The following is a 15,681-nucleotide window of genomic DNA, read 5'->3' as shown; positions in this document are numbered from 1 at the left end:
ACATTCAAGATGCAAACACATTCATTAATGGAGACTTCACCATGCCATCAATGACCGCCAGCGTGGCCTCCGCCGAACCGGCCCGCCTGATCAATCGCCTGTGCAAACATTTCAGCCACATAATTGATGCCCAGTGGAACGATACGACTGGCCATCTGACGTTCAGCATTGGCCAGTGTGAACTGGCAGCGCACTCCGGCATTCTGACACTGACCTGCCAATCGGAGAGCCACGACAAACTGGAGGAATTGGGGGAGGTGGTCGCTTCCCATCTGATCCGCTTCGCTGGCGGTGAGGTCGACCAGGTCCGATGGCAGGATTAACCCGCTGTGGACATCTGCGGCACCAGCCGTTGAGGGCGAAAGCGCAGGAACAGGGTGACTGCCAGTGTAAAGGTCAGCCACTCGGCGAGCGGCAGCGCCACCAGTAGCGGCCATTGCGGCGCGAACGTGGCGATCAGCACCAGCAGCAGCGCCGGCAGGATCAGGCTGCGGGATAGTGCGACCGACGCCGAGGGCAGGGGTTTGTGCATGGCGGTCAGGTAGACCGACAGCAGTACATTGAGCCCGTTAATCAAAAACAGCGGCCACAGGATCGCCAGAAAGGTGTCCGCCAGTTGCGCGGTGGCGCTATCGGCTCCGGTGTCCAGGAACAGGCGCACAAGCGCCGGACCATGGAACCACACTGCCAGCACCAGAATCGCACCCAGCCCCAGGATAACGAGCACGGCGCAGCCTAGGAAGGTGCGAATGCGTGGGGCATTTTTCGCTCCCAGGTTGTGACTGAGCAACACGTGCATGGCATCGGAAATGCCATAGAACACCATCAGGCTCAGGAAAATCAGGTAATTGACCACGGTGAAAGCCGCCACACCAGTAACCCCCTGGCTGGTGATCAGCAGCCAGTTGATCAGCAGCATTACCACCCCCACCGACACCTCGTTGATCCACTCGGACACGCCATTGGTGAAGGCTTTGAACACCTCGTTCCATTGCTGTTGATGCAGCTGGAATTTGAGCCGCCGTTTCCAGGCGCTGATATAGAACAACAGCACCCCGAATTGAAGGATTTGTGCGATGCCCGTAGCCACCGCTGCCCCGCGCAGGCCATAGTCCAGGTACCCCACCAGCAGGGCGTCGAGCAGGATATTGGCGCCTGAGCCGACCACCAGGGCGGTCGTGGCCAGCACCGGAAACCCATCCACCCGGATAAAGTAATAAAGCACCATGGTCACCAGTTGCACCACCATCACCCACACGATGATCAGGAAGTACTCGGACATCAGTGGGAACAGATCGGCCGAGGCCCCGAGGGCGCGGTAAAGCGACTCATGGGATACCAGACTGGCCAGGGCACCAATAAGCGCGATGGCGAACGTGGCCATCAGGCATTTGCTGAAAATGGCCGAGGCGGCGCTTGGCCTGTTCTCACCGAGGTATTTCCCCGCCCGCACAGTGCCACCGATGGCGAGCGCCAGGGCCAGGCCGAAGAGGAAAGTGAAGTAGGGAATAAGCAGGTTCAGGGCAGCAAGGGCGTCGGCACCGGCGTAGTTTCCGATGAAAATGCCATCGACGATATTGGCCGTGGTTAGCGCAAGCAGCCCTGCCACCGACGGCAGGGCGTAGCGGAAGAAGACCGGCCAGTGCGGCCCGCTGAGTATCGGGTCATCCGTTTCCCGGCGTTCGGTCATCTCCGTTGCCCCCGGCTCTTAGTAGAACAGCTCCCGCAGCTTTTCTCCTGGTTCGTCAGCCCGCATGAAGGACTCTCCCACCAGGAAGCCGTAGATGCCGCGATCGGTCATGGCTGTCACATCGGCCCGGGTCATGATGCCACTTTCGGTGATCGTCAGGCGGTCGGCCGAAATCCGTTCATGAAGGTCGAAGGTGGTATCCAGTGAAACGTCAAAGGTGTGCAGGTTGCGGTTGTTGATGCCCACCAGCGGTGTTTTCAGGGTGAGGGCATCGTCCATTTCCTCGCCGTCGTGAACCTCGACCAGCACGTCCAGGCCAATTTCATGGGCAATGCCTTCCAGTTCCTGCATCTGGTCCCTGGTCAGGCAGGCGGCGATCAGCAGGATACAGTCGGCGCCAATGGCCCGGCTCTCGTAGACCTGATACGGCGCCACCATGAAGTCCTTGCGGATGACCGGCAGGCTGCAGGCGTCGCGGGCGGCTTGGAGGTAGTCTTCATGGCCCTGGAAGAAATCCTTGTCAGTGAGTACTGACAGGCAGGCGGCACCGCCTTTTTCATAGCTTTCGGCGATGGCCTCGGGAATAAACGGATCGCGGAGAATGCCTTTGCTGGGGGAGGCTTTTTTGATCTCGGCAATGACCGCAGGCGTTTGCTGTTCGATGCGTCGGCGAAGGGCGCTCGCAAAGCCCCGCGCTGGCGGTTGATCGCCAGCCATGGCCTTCCTATCGCCAATAGAAATCCTGCGCGTACGCTCATCAATTTCCTCCCACTTCCGATCAACGATCTTTCGCAGGATGGTAGGCGTCTTGTCCAGATGTCTGTCAGTCATTGTCAGGCTCGTATTAGAAACACTGCGAAAAGTCAGCAAGCTCGGACATCTTGCCGGCTGCCAAGCCTGAGCCCATGGCGTCCAGTGCCATCTCCACGCCTTCCGCCGTCGTCTTCGCCAGGCCTGCCACATAAATTGCTGCGCCGGCGTTCAGGGCGATCAGATCCCGCGCTTTCTCAGCCATTTCATCATGACCACGACCGAACGCGGCACGGATCAGTTTCAGAGAGTCCTCGGCGGTATCCACCGTGAGACCAACCAGCGCCTGGCTCTTGATGCCCAGGTCTTCCGGGGTGATGTCGTACTCAGTGACTTCGCCGTTTTTCAGCTCCGCCACATGGGTGGCGCTGGCCAGGCTGATTTCGTCCAGGCCATCCTTCGAGTGCACCACCATAATGTGTTCGGCGCCCAGGCGGTGCAGAACCTCCGCCATGGGGCGGCACAGCTCTTTCGTGAACACACCGATCAACTGGCGCTTGACGCTGGCCGGGTTGGTCATGGGGCCAAGGATATTGAATATGGTACGGCAACCCAATTCCTTGCGCGGGCCAATGGCGTGTTTCATGGCGCCATGATGGGCCGGGGCGAACATGAAGCCAACGCCGATCTCCTCCACGCAGCGTGCAACCTCCTCAGGCGCCATCTGCAGGTTGATACCCAGCTTTTCCAGCAGGTCCGCGCTGCCGCTCTTGGAGGACACGGCACGGTTGCCGTGCTTGGCCACAAAGCCACCGGCTGCGGCGACCACAAAAGACGCCGCGGTGGATACGTTGAACAGATTGGCACCGTCACCGCCGGTGCCCACGATATCCACCAGTGGGTCGGCGTTGACCGTCACGCGGGTGGCCAGTTCCCGCATGACTTCGGTGGCGCCGGTGATTTCGTCGATGGTTTCGCTCTTGATGCGCAGCCCCATGAGAAAGGCCCCAATCTGCGCATCGGTGGCTTCACCCTTCATGACGATGCGCATAACGTCCTTCATCTCCTCCGTGGACAGGTCCAGGTTGGAGGCGATGCGGTTCAGTGCTTCTTTCATGTCCATGTGGTGGCCTCTTATCGTGTCTTCAGAAAGTTGCGCAGCAGCTCATGGCCCTGTTCCGTCATAATAGACTCTGGATGGAACTGTACACCTTCGATGGGCAGTGTTTTGTGCCGAACGCCCATGATTTCTTCCACCGAGCCATCGTCATTACGGGTCCAGGCGGTGACTTCCAGGCAATCCGGAAGGGTGTCTTTGTCGATCACCAGGCTGTGATAGCGGGTCGCCTTCAGCGGGTTGCTCAGGCCACGGAAAATGCCCTGGTCCTTATGGTAGACCGCAGATACCTTGCCGTGCATCACCTGCCCGGCGCGAATAACCTTCCCGCCGTATACCTGCCCGATGGCCTGGTGGCCGAGGCAAACGCCCAGAATCGGCAACTTGCCGGCAAAGTGGCGAATGGTGGCCATGGAAATGCCTGCCTCGTTGGGCGTGCAGGGGCCGGGAGAGACAACGAGGCGCTCCGGTTTCAGGGCTTCGATGCCCTCCACGGTGATCTCGTCGTTGCGGTAGACATGAACATCTTCGCCCAACTCGGCCAGGTACTGCACCACGTTGTAGGTGAAGGAGTCGTAGTTATCGATCATCAGCAACATAATCTTATCCTCCGCCTCAGTGGTCGAAATCGTTGTAGGTCATGGCGACGGCGCGGAAGATCGCGCGGCCCTTGTTCATGGTTTCCTTCCACTCAAGGCGGGGCACCGAGTCGGCCACCACGCCGGCCCCTGCCTGAATATGCAGGGTGTTGTCTTTGATTACCGCCGTGCGGATGGCAATGGCGGTATCCATGTTGCCATTAAACGACAGGTAACCCACGGCGCCGCCGTAGACGCCGCGCTTCACCGGCTCCAGTTCGTCGATGATTTCCATGGCGCGAATCTTCGGGGCACCGCTCAGGGTGCCGGCGGGCAGGGTGGCGCGCAACACGTCCAGGCAACTGGTGTTGTCTTTCAGGCGGCCGGTGACGTTGGAGACGATGTGCATCACATGGGAATAGCGCTCCACAATCATCTTGTCCGTCAGCTTTACCGTGCCGGTTTCAGACACCCGGCCAGCGTCGTTGCGGCCCAGATCGATCAGCATCAGATGCTCGGCGATTTCCTTGGGGTCGGCCAGCAGTTCCGCTTCCATGGCCCGGTCTTCGGCATCGGTGGCGCCACGCTTTCGTGTGCCGGCGATCGGGCGCACGGTGACTTCGTCATCTTCCACCCGCGCCAGGATTTCCGGCGATGAGCCGACGATCTGGAAGTCTCCCAGATCCAGGAAATACATGTAGGGGGACGGGTTCAGCACCCTCAGAGAGCGATACAGGTTCAGCGGTGGCGCCTCGAATGGAATCGACATGCGTTGCGAGATCACCGTCTGCATCACGTCGCCGTCCAGCACGTATTCCTTGATATGGCCGACGGCCGCTTCGAATTTTTCCTGGTTGAACCCGGAAATGAAGTCGCTCTCATCCACGGTTTTACCGCGCAGATGTTCCGGTGTGCGGGGCGCGTTGGCCGTCTGCCGGTGCAAGCGGGACTCCAGATCGTCAATTCGCTGGAGTGCCTGTTCGTAAGCGCCCTCCTGATTTGGGTCGGCATGGACAATCAGGTGCAGTTTGCCGCGCAGATTGTCGAACACCACCACGTCATCGGACACCATCAGCAGGATGTCGGGCGTGCCGATCTTGTCCGGCGGGCAGGTGTTGCGCAGGCGCTTCTCGATGTAGCGCACGGTGTCATAACCGAAATAGCCAACCAGGCCACCATTGAAGCGGGGCAATTCCTCCAGGTCCGGCGCGTTGAAGCGGGCCTGATAGTCTTCCACGAAGGCCAGTGGATCGTCGACCGTGGTTTCTTCGATCACCTCGTCGTCGCGGGTAATGGTGACGGTGTGATCATGGACCTTTAGAACTTCCCGGCTTGGCAGACCAATAATGGAATAGCGGCCCCACTTTTCACCGCCCTGGACAGATTCAAACAGGTAGGAATAGGGGCCGCTGGCCAGCTTGAAATAGGTGCTCAGGGGCGTGTCCAGGTCGGCAAGGACTTCGCGGTATACGGGGATACGATTAAAGCCGGCCTTGGCGAGCTCGGCGAATTGCTCGGGTGTCATGATAACGGTTCCTGAATCTGATCTGTATGGAGGACGTTCGGGCGGCATTCAGCCGGTGCGCCATCGCCACCATCGTGTTGCGCGGGTTGTCAGTATGCCCTGCGCTGTTATCAGACTCAGTCCCTGCACGGCAGGAATCTCCCGAATTGAAGGTTTCAAATCAATATCCTGTGAGATTACAAAAGCTGGGCCAGGGAATCAACAACGGCATCTGCACCGAGCGAATCCACGGGCGCCCCATAATTGTAGCCGTAGCGAACCGCCACCGAAGGAATACCCGCCGCCAGGGCCGCGCTGATGTCGGTGACCGAATCGCCCACCATCACCGTGGTGCCCCGGGTGCCGCCGAGTTCGGTCATGGCATGGATCAACGGTTGCGGGTCTGGTTTGCGCACCGGCAGGGTGTCTCCACCGATGCTGATATCGAACCAGTGTTCAATGCCCATCTGCTCGAGCAACGGTGCCACAAACTGTTCCGGCTTGTTGGTAACGATGCCCATGCGGCAGCCGTGGTCGGCAAGACGGGTCAGACATTCCTCCACGCCGTCGTAGAGCACGGCATGCTGGCCGTTAAGGTTTTCGTAGGCATGGTAGAACATCGCCAGGGCGTCATTGAACAGTGCGTCGTCCTTCGGGGTTGCCGGTTCCCAGTCCGCTTGCCCGGCAAGGGCACGCCGCACCAGCACGCTGGCGCCATTGCCCACCCATTGGCGAACATTGTCAGCGCCGGCTTTGCGGCGACCCAGCTGTTCCAGCATAGCGTCAATGGCCGCTGCCAGGTCGGGGGCGCTGTCAACCAGGGTGCCGTCCAGGTCGAACAGGGCCACTCCCGGCCAGCGTTGGCTGAACAACCCCGCCAGGCTCATCGGTTCGAACTCTGCTTGGCCAGTTCCAGCTCTGCCCGCATTTTGTCGATGGTGGCTTTGTAGTCGTCAGTGTTGAAGATGGCGGAGCCAGCGACAAAGGTGTCGGCGCCGGCTTCGGCGATCTCGCGGATGTTGTCGGTTTTCACGCCGCCGTCGATTTCCAGGCGAATGTTGCGACCGCTGGTATCGATGCGCTTGCGGGCTTCGCGCAGTTTGTCGAGAGTGCCTGGAATAAACTTCTGGCCGCCGAAACCAGGGTTTACGGACATCAGCAGGATCATGTCCAGCTTATCCATCACGTGATCGATGTAGTGCAGTGGCGTGGCTGGATTGAACACCAGGCCCGCCTTGCACCCGCCTTCACGAATCAACTGCAGGGAACGGTCAATGTGATTGGAGGCTTCCGGGTGGAAGGTGATGTAGCTGGCGCCGGCATCGATGAACATCCGGATCAGGTCGTCTACCGGTGATACCATCAGGTGCACGTCGATTGGAGCGGTAACCCCGTGTTTACGCAATGCTTCGCAGACCATGGGGCCGATGGTCAGGTTGGGTACGTAGTGGTTGTCCATGACATCGAAGTGGACAATGTCGGCGCCGGCGGCCAGTACGTTATCGACTTCCTCGCCCAGTCGGGCAAAATCGGCTGACAGGATGGACGGGGCAATCTGGAAAGGGTTCATGACGGCTCTCTTGAACGGTTTGATAGTGATATCGACGATGGCGCGTACAGCGGTTTTCTCTGTAAAAGCCTGCAAAAGGCTGCAAGAGTCTGCAAAGGCTGCTGGGCCGCAAAGCTGCTAGTCTACCAGTTTGATGGTGATTTTTCGCACGGAATGAGTGACAGCCTGTGAGCAAATGGATTAAAAAACCGGTTGTGCAATGTCGGGTCATCCTGGCCTGCCTTGTTGCTTTCTGGGCCTCGTCAGCGTTGGCGCAGGCACCGAAAGAGGCGCAGAAAGGCGCGCAGAACCCGACCGGGCAGGAAGCCGGAAAACCCTCCGGGGCGGCTGTTGAAAGGCCGTTGATATCGACGGGGCTCGATTCGGATGCAATCGCCCGGACCTGGCCGGACTCGTCTGTATGGCTGGAGCCACCAGAAGAAGAACCGGTGCTGGCCCTGTTTGAGCCGGAAGCCGAGACGCCTGCGAAGGGCGCAGTGGTGATTCTGGCCGATGAGGGGCAATCACCCGCTTCCGGATTGGCCGCTGCCCTGAGACAGCCGATGGCACGTGCCGGTTGGGCGGTGATGGTGCTTGGGCTCGAGATGCCGCCATACGAGGTACAGGAAGCGCGTCGACAACGGGGCTTAGAGGCGCCTGAAGAGGCGGGCGCGCCGGATACGGACGCCGCCGATGAAACGGGCGATAAACCTGGCGAGTCGGTGATGATCGATGTGATGGCCAGTGACGATGTCGAGGCCTTGGCAAACCAATACCAGGCACGCATTCAGAAGACCCTGGCCGCGGCGGCTGGCAACTTGGATGGTCGTGGTTACAGCCGGGTGGCCATGGTGGGAGTCGGCCGGGCGGCTGGTCACGTCACCCGCGCGGCCACTGCCAGCGGGGGGCAGGATGTGTCGGCGCTGGTCTGGATTGCGCCAGCGTTTAGTCAGAGCGATTCGATAGCCCTGACGGAGTCGCTTGGTGAGCCTGGTGCGCCCAAAGTCCTGGAGCTCCACAGTGCCCGCAGTTCATTGGGCGCTGGAGGTATGGCTCAAAGGTCACCAAAGCAACGGGAGGCCGCATTCAGGCGGGCGGGGATTGCAGGCTACTCCCGACAACCTGTCGCAATGACTGAACAGCCACAACCCAGAGAGGCGCAAGCGCTTACCAACCGCATTTCAGCCTGGCTTGACTCCGAACGCTAGAAAACAATCAGCCACCCACGGCGGTGGATGAGCCGATGACAACGCCACCACAGCTGACGGCATCGCCGGTCAGGGCGGCAGGCTTGCCTTCAATCATCACCGTCGGGCTGCCAGCTGCGATGGCGCGGGGATGTGGTGGATGCTTGGGCTTGGAGTGCATGGCGAGCTGGTCGCCCAGCCTCGCAACGGGCTTGCCGTCGATCAGTACAGTAGCGCTGCCGGTAATGACAGGGGTCGGGGGAAAGCCTTGGTGATCGGTTCCGATGTCGCCGAGCAGGACGAGTTTTTTACCCATGGGAATGCTCCTTTTCAGTGGGTCTGCAGGCCGCTGGTCCGTGGGCCTTTCTTTTGCACTTTTGTGCTTTTGCACTTCTGTGGTGTGGTTCTGATCTCGGAGTTTAGCAAGCTTGGCGCTGAACTCAAAACGCCGGATTCAAACCGACAGGCGCTGGCTGATCAGTTCCCAGGCTTGCTGGTAGCGTAAAAGGCGGTCCTTTGCCCTGGTCAGTTCCGCCGGGCTCAGCTTCTGCTGTGCCAGTTTGTCCGGGTGGCATTCCGACACTTTTTTTCGGTAGGCCCGTTTGATCACCTCGCGGCTGTCACGGCGGGTAACGCCGAGAACCTGGCAGGCCTGCTCGAAGGTGGAGGGTCGGGGCTGGCTCTCCGGTTCGGTGATCCAGACCTTGCTGGCGTAACTGTCGAGAATGTCATCGCTGACCCTGATCGGCAGCCCCATCTGGTCAATGGCGTCCTCGCAACGATAGCGGCGGGGCTTCTCCGGGCGTCCCTGCAACTGCGCTGCGTGGCAAAGGCAGATGGCAACACGCAATGAGGGAGAGGGCCAGATTCTGTGGGTCAGGCGCAGGCCCAGCGCTTTCAGGGCAGGGATGCGCTCTGCAGTCTTACCCTTGCGGAAATGGCCAATGGCCTTGCGCCGCTGGCGGCCGGAGAGCTTCAGTGCTTTCATCAGGGTTTCGGCGAAACCGATGTCTTTCTCCGTTACCCGCCCTTCCGATTTGGCGATGTAGCCCAGAAAAAAGAACAGGCTCCGGCGACACCAGCGCGGCAGTCGGGTTCTGACCAGCAATTCGGTGGCCTGGTGGCCGCAGGCGGTCAACTCTCCAAGGAGCTCACTGAACTCTGCTTCCATTCGTGCGGGCAGGTTATTGTCTCTGGTCTCAGAGGTCATGGCTCAGCCCCCGCCTTCCATAAGCATCCGGTCCAGCTCCCGTAGCCGTTCCGGGGTACCGATATCCATCCAGTGTCCGCTGTGGCGAATGCCTTGCACCCGCCCCCGGGTCATAGCATCCCGCAGGATGGGCGCCAGTTTTCGGGCACCCGGTGTCAGCCCCGAAAACAGGCGACGGTTTAGCAGGCTGATGCCGGTAAACGTCAGTGTTTCAGGGCCGCTCTCAATCACCGTGCCATCCGCCCGCAGGCAGAAGTCGCCCGCCGGGTTGTGGTCAGGGTTACCTGTCATGACCAGTAATGCGTCGGCATGTTCGGGTGGCGTCAAATGGGACAGATCAAAATCACACCAGATGTCGCCGTTGATCACAACGAACCAATCGTCGTCGCTGCTGGTCAACAGGGGCAGTGCCTGAATAATCCCGCCAGCGGTCTCCAGGGGGTCGCTTTCCCGCGAGTATTCAATGACCAGTCCGACGTTACTGCCATTGCCCAGCTCCGCTTCGATCTGCGTGCCCAGCCAGGCGTGATTGATCACGATCTTCCGGAAACCGGCGGCTTTCAGCCGTTCCAGATGGTGCACGATCAGCGGCTTGCCGCCGGCAGGCAGGAGCGGCTTCGGGGTGGTCAGGGTCAGCGGCCGCATGCGCTCGCCTTTGCCGGCTGCGAGAATCATCGCTTTCACTGGCCGAATGTCTCCACTGGGCCGATCTGCTGCTCAATGGGCGGCACCACGGTGTCTGTGAGCCATTCGTGGAAGTGGCGCAGGGCGGCCTGACGGCTGCTGGCCTCCACCAGATAGCCCACGGTGCGGGGAACATCCTTCAGGAAACCGGTCTTGCCGTCACGTATGGCCAGCCGGGCAAAGATGCCCGCGGCTTTCAGATGGCGCTGCATGCCCATGAGCTCCAGCCACTGGCGGAAGGTATCCCTGTCAGCCTTGTGGAGGCCGGCCTCGGCACTGAGCACGCGGAAATGGTCTGTCCACTGGTCGATGCGTTCTTCCGGCCAGCGGATATAGCAATCTTTCAGCAGCGATACCAGGTCGTAAGTGACCGGGCCGCGCACGGCGTCCTGAAAGTCGATCACGCCGGGCCTCGTGGTGCCTGCGCGGACCAGCAGATTGCGGGAATGGTAGTCGCGGTGCACCGCCACATTCGGCTGGGCCAGGGCGCTCTCCCGCAGGAAGGCGAAAGTGGTGTCCAGTAGCGCGCGTTCTCCGTTTGAGAGCGTCAGTCCCAATTGTTGTGTCAGCAACCAGTCCGGAAACAGAGCCATTTCCCGGTCCAGCAAGGCGATGTCGTAAGCCGGAAGTGGGTAGTCGGGAGCATCGTCGGCCTGCTGTATGCGGACCAGCTCGTCCATTGCAGCGCCATAAAGCTGGTCGGCGTTGGTGTGGTTTAAGGCGCCGAGCATCAGGGCGTCACCGAAGTCTTCCAGCAGCAGGAAGCCCCGGGTCAGGTCTTCGTGGACGATGTCCGGCACAGCGATATCAAGGCTGCGCCAGTGATGGGCGATCGCCACGAAGGGGTGGCAGTCCTCATGCTCGGGCGGCGCATCCATCACAATATACGGCTGGGCCCCGGTGCCATGTGGGTTGCCGCTGACGCGGAAGTAGCGGCGGAAACTCGCGTCGCCGGATACTGGCTCGGGTGTCGCCTGGTCAAAACCGGGAAGGTCTCTGACCCACTGGGTGAGCATTGTCAGGCGGGTATCCATGGAATTGGCTGTTATCCTGGCTCAGAAGTTATCGGTGACCTGGCCGCAACGAACCTGCGGGCTCATGGCCGAAAGTTAGCAGATCAGTATAGAGGCGGTAAAACGGTTTTGCAGCAATGGTCGGTTTCCGTTAACAAAGGCCGGTTTCCGTTAACAAGGCAAAGGGCGCCGTGTAAACTAGGCCGCTGTTAAGTGTCTCCGACAGCCGCGAATCCATTCTGGACAGGAACCCGCTCACCGTGCCAGCCCCAACAAGGAAGCTGCGAATGCCAACGCCCCGCATGCGGCACCGTCTCGGGTTGCTGTTCGCGTCCGCTACGGGTTGCACAATGTTGGCACCAATGCCGGTGGTTTATGCCCAGGAAGCCGCCCCTTCGGCTGCCGAGATTGACTGGCGGCCGAAGTCTGACTTGCCGGAGGATGTCCGTCGTTCCCTGCCGGACTTCTGCGAGGGCGGCTATTTGCCTTCCGCGGTGCCGGGGACGGTTAAAGGCGGCGCTGGAGAGCCAGCAGCGCAACATGGCCAGGCGCCCCTACAGGCCAGTGGGCTCAATGCGCGGTATGAACTCGACAACGAACTGTTTCTGCGGGGAGACGTTCGTCTGCAGCAGCCGGGATTCCAGGTGACGGGCTCCGAGGCCCGCTACAACCAGGCAACCGGTGCGGTGTCCATAGAGGGGCCGCTGACCAGCCGCGGTGACGGCTTCCTGCTGACCGGAGAACGTGCGGACTATGACGTCAACAGCGGCCGGGTGGACATCAATACCGCGACCTTTCTCCTGCACGGCCCGGAAATGCGGGGTTCCGCTACTCAGCTTTCCCGCACGGCGGAAGACCAGGTACGAATTCGTGGCGGCTCACTGACCACCTGCGCCCCGGACAACAACGATTGGTCCATCGTGGCGTCCGACATCCACCTGGACCAGGGCGAAGGTGTGGGCACCGCAAAGCACGTACGCCTTGAGATCAGTGATATCCCGGTGTTCTACTGGCCCTATGCCAGTTTTCCCATTGACGATCGCCGCAAGACAGGCTTTCTCTATCCGTCTTTTGGTACCTCCAACGCGGGTAGCGGCGCTTTCCTGTCGGTTCCCTACTACCTCAACCTGGCGCCACACTACGACGCGACGCTGACGCCCCAGTACATACATGGGCGTGGATTGTTTACCGAGGCGGAGGGGCGTTACCTCAGCAGTCTTGGGGAATCGGTGCTTCAGCTAGGCTACGCGGGCAACGACACCGAGTACGAGGAGGAGTTTCCCTCGCAAGGGGGTGAACGCTGGGGGCTTGATTTCAGTACCCAGGCGAGATTCGGATACGGCTGGACCGGCTACGGGGATTATTCCGTGGTTAGCGATGACGACTACCTCAGTGATCTCAACCGCAATCTGGAGATCAATCGCGCAACCCATCTGCGTCGCCGGGGTGGTATCCGCTATCGGGATTCCTCCCAGTATTTCGAAACCTATCTCAACGGCTACCAGACCCTCAGCGATTTCATTGCCGACGAGAACATTCCCTACTCGCAATTACCAGAAGTATTGTACGGCGCCACCGTGGATGCGGGGCCGGCGGAACTGAATCTGGAAAGCCAGTACACGTATTTCTACCGCGATAATGATGACCTGACGGGGCTCGACCGGGCCAACGGCCAGCGCTTTCGCGCCATACCCGAGCTGGCATTGCCCATGCGGGCGCTCTGGGGCTATGCCAGACCTTCCGTCAGTGTCGATTACACACGCTATGAGCTGGAGGACTACACCACACAGGACCCTGGCTTTGATCGTACCGTTCCGGTCGCGGAGTGGGATTCCGGCCTGTATTTTGATCGCCAGTCCAGCCTGTTCGATATTCCCTATAACCAGAGCCTGGAGCCCCGGCTTTACTATGCCTGGGCTGATGCCGATGCGGACCAATCGTTCATTCCGGATTTCGACACCGCCATTCGCTCATTCAGCTTCGACCAGTTGTTCCAACGCAATCGTTTCAGCGGCGGTGATCGGGTAGGTGATAGCAATCAATTGACCGTGGCACTAACCAGCCGCTTCAATGATCTGCTCACCGGCGCTGAACGTGCCCGCTTCAGCATTGGCCAGGTTCACTATTACGATGACCGGGAAGTGACGCTCGATGGGGAGGGGGCCTCTGACGCCAGTGACTCCCCGCTGGCCGGTGAAATGGTTTTGCGACCGGTGGACGGCCTGGAAATTCGAACCTCCGGCCTGTGGGAGCCGGACACCAGTAAGACGCAGGAAGGTCGCAGTCAGCTGATTTTCCACTCCGATGATTACCGTTATCTGGCCAGCCTGGGGCACAGTTACCGGCGAGACGAATTCGAGCAGTCGGATATCGGGGGCGTTTTTCCTGTCACAGACCGTGTTAGTCTGATCGGCCGCTGGGTCTACGATTCCGAGCTTGATCGTACGGTCGGTTCACTGGCCGGGCTGGAATACAATAACTGTTGCTGGAGTGTGCAGCTGGTGCACCAGAATTACCTGACGGACGACGAGCAGCTTGAGAGTCGCATGCTGTTTCAGATCCAGCTCAAGGGACTGGGCGGGAGCGGCGGATCGTCCAGCCAGATTTCCGAAGCCATCTATGGCTTTGACGAAAGGGAACGTCGCCGTTTCGGTGATCGCTGATGCCTGACAGTCAGGCTCGGGATGCCGGGGTGACAGGCAGTATTCTTCCATACTAGAGGTGACTATGAAGGCGAACCTTCGCCATTGCGCACAAATGATGCTGGCACTGATGGTTGTGATGGTATCCGCAACCGTACAGGCGGACCGTAAACTGCTTGATCAGGTGGTGGCAGTCGTCAACGACGACGTTATTCTTCAGTCCGAGCTCGAGGCACGGATCAACACCATCACCGGGCGGCTGCGCGCTCAGGGCACCGGATTGCCCCCAAGGGATATTCTGGAAGAACGGGTTCTGGAGCAGTTGATCAGCGAGTCCATCCAGTTACAGATGGCGGACAGGGCCGGAATGCGCATCAGCGACAACGAGCTCAATGAAACCCTGGCATCCATCGCCCAGCGCAACAATATGACGCTGGCCCAGTTCGAGCAACAACTGGTCCAGGAAGGCGTCACCTATCGCGAGGCCCGTGAGCAGATTCGCAACGAGATGATTACCAGCCGGGTACAGCAGCGCCAGGTTGGCAATCGCGTGCGGGTTACGGATCGGGAAGTTGAGAACTACCTTGCGGCAATGGAGGGTCAGGGCCGTAGCAATGCAGAGTATGAGCTTGCCCATATTCTCATTGAGGTGAACGATTTCAATGACGAGGACGAGGTCAGCGCTGCCCGCGAAAAGGTGGAGCAACTGCGTGAAGAAATTGCCGAGGGGCGGGACTTCCGCTCTGTTGCCGTTGCTGAATCCGATGCCAGCAATGCCCTCGACGGTGGCAACATGGGATGGCGTGCCGAGAACCAACTGCCGTCACTGGTGGCCGATGTGGTCCCGGATCTTGAAACCGGAACCGTCTCCCCGGTACTCAGGAACAGCAGTGGCTTCCACCTGGTGATGGTGATGGATCGCCGCGGCGGTGATAAAGCACAGTTCATCGAGCAGTCGAAAGTCCGTCACATCCTGGTACGCACCTCGGAAACCGTGTCGGAAGCCCAGGCGGAAGCAACCATTCGCGATCTCTATCAGCAAATCGATAATGGCGCCGATTTCGCCGTCATCGCCCGGGAGCACTCTGATGACCCGGTTTCCGGCTCTGACGGTGGTAACCTCGGATGGGTCAGCCCCGGACAGATGGTGCCGGAGTTCGAACAGGCGATGATGGAAGCGGATGTGGGCGAGCTCAAGGGTCCGTTCCGCTCCCAGTTTGGCTGGCACATTCTGCAGGTGCAGGACCGTCGTCAGCAGGACATCAGCAGTGATGTACGGGAATCCGAGGCGCGGCAGGCCATCTACCGCCGCAAGTTTGATACCGAACTGCAGAACTGGCTGCGGGAGATCCGCGACGAGGCGTTTATTGAGTTCAAGAGCGGCTACGGAGCTGACAGCGAATCATGACACAGCCGGTCATCTTCGCACTGACAGCGGGCGAACCTGCGGGCATTGGCCCGGAGCTTTGCTTGCAACTGGCCCTGAAAAAACGCGGGCCCGGCATTGTGGTGGTGGCCAGCAAACCTCTGCTGGAGGCGAGGGCCCGACTGCTTGGGTTGAATGTAGAGCTGGAAGACTGGGCGCCGGGAGCACCAGCCACTGCTGAACCGGGCCGGCTCTCCGTGCTTTGCGTTGATGGATTGGCGTCCACTACGGCTGGCCAGCTGGATCCGGCGAATAGCGCCTATGTTCTGGAAACCCTGCGAGTAGCCGCCCAGGGCTGCCTTGATGGTACGTTCGACGGGATGGTGACGGC

At 60.0% G+C, this 15,681-nt stretch carries 16 protein-coding genes; 5 read left to right on the top strand and 11 right to left on the bottom strand.

Annotated features, from left to right (window positions below; all coding sequences use genetic code 11):
• Nucleotides 1-41: 41 nt before the first annotated feature.
• Entirely contained in the window at nt 42-323 is a 282-nt protein-coding gene (locus AXW11_RS06985; RefSeq protein WP_041332530.1) for a DUF2218 domain-containing protein, read from the top strand.
• Here AXW11_RS06985 and AXW11_RS06980 read toward each other — a convergent pair.
• The 7 genes from AXW11_RS06980 to rpe all read right to left on the bottom strand — a co-directional run bounded on the left by AXW11_RS06980 (nt 320) and on the right by rpe (nt 7,209).
• Nucleotides 320-1,690 (bottom strand): MATE family efflux transporter, encoded by a 1,371-nt coding sequence (locus AXW11_RS06980; protein ID WP_091642479.1) that lies wholly within the window; start codon nt 1,688-1,690, stop codon nt 320-322. The genes AXW11_RS06985 and AXW11_RS06980 overlap by 4 nt on opposite strands.
• Nucleotides 1,691-1,708: 18 nt before the next feature.
• Nucleotides 1,709-2,521: an indole-3-glycerol phosphate synthase TrpC gene (trpC, locus tag AXW11_RS06975; protein WP_041332531.1), complete on the bottom strand. Its 813-nt coding sequence runs from the start codon at nt 2,519-2,521 to the stop codon at nt 1,709-1,711.
• A gap of 13 nt (nt 2,522-2,534) precedes the next feature.
• The gene (gene trpD, locus AXW11_RS06970; protein WP_091642476.1) at nt 2,535-3,563 is read right to left on the bottom strand and encodes an anthranilate phosphoribosyltransferase; all 1,029 of its coding nucleotides are present in this window, start codon (nt 3,561-3,563) and stop codon (nt 2,535-2,537) included.
• Between the two features lie 11 nt (nt 3,564-3,574).
• Nucleotides 3,575-4,156: an aminodeoxychorismate/anthranilate synthase component II gene (locus tag AXW11_RS06965; protein ID WP_036210957.1), complete on the bottom strand. Its 582-nt coding sequence runs from the start codon at nt 4,154-4,156 to the stop codon at nt 3,575-3,577.
• Between the two features lie 16 nt (nt 4,157-4,172).
• The gene (gene trpE, locus AXW11_RS06960) at nt 4,173-5,660 is read right to left on the bottom strand and encodes an anthranilate synthase component I (protein WP_041332532.1); all 1,488 of its coding nucleotides are present in this window, start codon (nt 5,658-5,660) and stop codon (nt 4,173-4,175) included.
• Between the two features lie 176 nt (nt 5,661-5,836).
• Nucleotides 5,837-6,526, bottom strand: a complete 690-nt coding sequence (locus tag AXW11_RS06955) for a phosphoglycolate phosphatase (RefSeq protein WP_036210963.1) — start codon at nt 6,524-6,526, stop codon at nt 5,837-5,839.
• Entirely contained in the window at nt 6,523-7,209 is a 687-nt protein-coding gene (gene rpe, locus AXW11_RS06950; protein WP_036210966.1) for a ribulose-phosphate 3-epimerase, read from the bottom strand. Before rpe ends, AXW11_RS06955 begins: the two co-directional genes overlap by 4 nt.
• Nucleotides 7,210-7,376: 167 nt before the next feature.
• Between rpe and AXW11_RS06945 the strand changes: the two genes are divergently transcribed.
• Complete coding sequence (locus AXW11_RS06945) at nt 7,377-8,396, top strand: DUF3530 family protein (protein ID WP_091642473.1); 1,020 nt, start codon at nt 7,377-7,379, stop codon at nt 8,394-8,396.
• A gap of 7 nt (nt 8,397-8,403) precedes the next feature.
• Here the strand turns inward: AXW11_RS06945 and AXW11_RS06940 are convergent, their stop codons facing one another.
• The 4 genes from AXW11_RS06940 to AXW11_RS06925 all read right to left on the bottom strand — a co-directional run bounded on the left by AXW11_RS06940 (nt 8,404) and on the right by AXW11_RS06925 (nt 11,303).
• Entirely contained in the window at nt 8,404-8,691 is a 288-nt protein-coding gene (locus tag AXW11_RS06940) for a type VI secretion system PAAR protein (RefSeq protein ID WP_007155253.1), read from the bottom strand.
• Between the two features lie 138 nt (nt 8,692-8,829).
• A complete protein-coding gene (locus AXW11_RS06935; RefSeq protein WP_036210969.1) occupies nt 8,830-9,585 on the bottom strand; it encodes a DnaJ domain-containing protein in 756 nt (251 codons plus the stop codon).
• Between the two features lie 3 nt (nt 9,586-9,588).
• Complete coding sequence (gene murU, locus AXW11_RS06930) at nt 9,589-10,269, bottom strand: N-acetylmuramate alpha-1-phosphate uridylyltransferase MurU (RefSeq protein WP_041332534.1); 681 nt, start codon at nt 10,267-10,269, stop codon at nt 9,589-9,591.
• The gene (locus tag AXW11_RS06925; protein ID WP_036210976.1) at nt 10,266-11,303 is read right to left on the bottom strand and encodes an aminoglycoside phosphotransferase family protein; all 1,038 of its coding nucleotides are present in this window, start codon (nt 11,301-11,303) and stop codon (nt 10,266-10,268) included. The genes murU and AXW11_RS06925 overlap by 4 nt, the downstream gene beginning before the upstream one ends.
• A 341-nt stretch (nt 11,304-11,644) precedes the next feature.
• On the opposite strand from AXW11_RS06925, the gene AXW11_RS06920 reads away from it, so the two are divergent.
• From AXW11_RS06920 to AXW11_RS06910, 3 genes are all read left to right on the top strand, one after another.
• On the top strand, nt 11,645-13,945 hold the full coding sequence (locus AXW11_RS06920) for an LPS-assembly protein LptD (protein ID WP_091642554.1): 2,301 nt from the start codon (nt 11,645-11,647) through the stop codon (nt 13,943-13,945).
• Nucleotides 13,946-14,009: 64 nt separating this feature from the next.
• A complete protein-coding gene (locus tag AXW11_RS06915; RefSeq protein ID WP_036210979.1) occupies nt 14,010-15,332 on the top strand; it encodes a peptidylprolyl isomerase in 1,323 nt (440 codons plus the stop codon).
• On the top strand, nt 15,329-15,681 hold a 353-nt coding region (locus tag AXW11_RS06910; protein ID WP_286792041.1), incomplete at its 3' end, for a 4-hydroxythreonine-4-phosphate dehydrogenase PdxA. The genes AXW11_RS06915 and AXW11_RS06910, both read left to right, overlap by 4 nt.

The sequence above is a fragment of the Marinobacter sp. Hex_13 genome (genome assembly GCF_001566815.1).
GTDB classification, from domain to species: domain Bacteria; phylum Pseudomonadota; class Gammaproteobacteria; order Pseudomonadales; family Oleiphilaceae; genus Marinobacter; species Marinobacter salarius.
This window is presented reverse-complemented; position numbering and strand designations above follow the sequence as displayed.